Source organism: Planococcus sp. YIM B11945 (assembly GCF_050864155.1).
In the GTDB taxonomy this organism is placed as follows: Bacteria; Bacillota; Bacilli; order Bacillales_A; family Planococcaceae; genus Planococcus.
This window is the reverse complement of sequence record NZ_JBOZWR010000017.1, coordinates 1-1,009: the sequence shown is the minus strand read 5'-3', so window position 1 is coordinate 1,009 and position 1,009 is coordinate 1. Positions and strand designations below refer to the sequence as shown.

Below are 1,009 nucleotides of genomic sequence, written 5' to 3'. Positions count from 1 at the left end.
GAAGCGACCTGGAACGGTCCGCGAGACGAGGTAACAGCCCTGTAGCTGAAAAGACGTGATCTCCTGAGTGGATCCTGAGTACGGCGGAACACGTGAAATTCCGTCGGAATCCGGGAGGACCATCTCCCAAGGCTAAATACTACCTAGTGACCGATAGTGAACCAGTACCGTGAGGGAAAGGTGAAAAGCACCCCGGAAGGGGAGTGAAACAGATCCTGAAACCGTGTGCCTACAAGTAGTCAAAGCCCGTTAATGGGTGATGGCGTGCCTTTTGTAGAATGAACCGGCGAGTTACGATTGCATGCAAGGTTAAGGTGAGAAGCCGGAGCCGCAGCGAAAGCGAGTCTGAATAGGGCGACGGAGTATGCAGTTGTAGACCCGAAACCAGGTGATCTACCCATGTCCAGGGTGAAGGTAAGGTAACACTTACTGGAGGCCCGAACCCACGCACGTTGAAAAGTGCGGGGATGAGGTGTGGGTAGCGGAGAAATTCCAATCGAACCTGGAGATAGCTGGTTCTCTCCGAAATAGCTTTAGGGCTAGCCTCAAGATTGAGAATCCTGGAGGTAGAGCACTGTTTGGACTAGGGGCCCATCCCGGGTTACCGAATTCAGACAAACTCCGAATGCCAGTGATTTATGCTTGGGAGTCAGACTGCGAGTGATAAGATCCGTAGTCAAGAGGGAAACAGCCCAGACCACCAGCTAAGGTCCCCAAATATCCGTTAAGTGGAAAAGGATGTGGCGTTGCTTAGACAACCAGGATGTTGGCTTAGAAGCAGCCATCATTTAAAGAGTGCGTAATAGCTCACTGGTCGAGTGACACCGCGCCGAAAATGTACCGGGGCTAAACGGATTACCGAAGCTGTGGATGGACATCGTAGATGTCCGTGGTAGGAGAGCGTTCTAAGGGCGTTGAAGCCAGACCGCAAGGACTGGTGGAGCGCTTAGAAGTGAGAATGCCGGTATGAGTAACGAAAGACGGGTGAGAATCCCGTCCACCGAATGCC

At 52.5% G+C, this 1,009-nt stretch carries 1 rRNA gene; it reads left to right on the top strand.

The features are described 5' to 3' along the window. A 23S ribosomal RNA gene (locus ACRRQV_RS18025) occupies window positions 1–1,009 on the top strand; the annotation flags it as partial.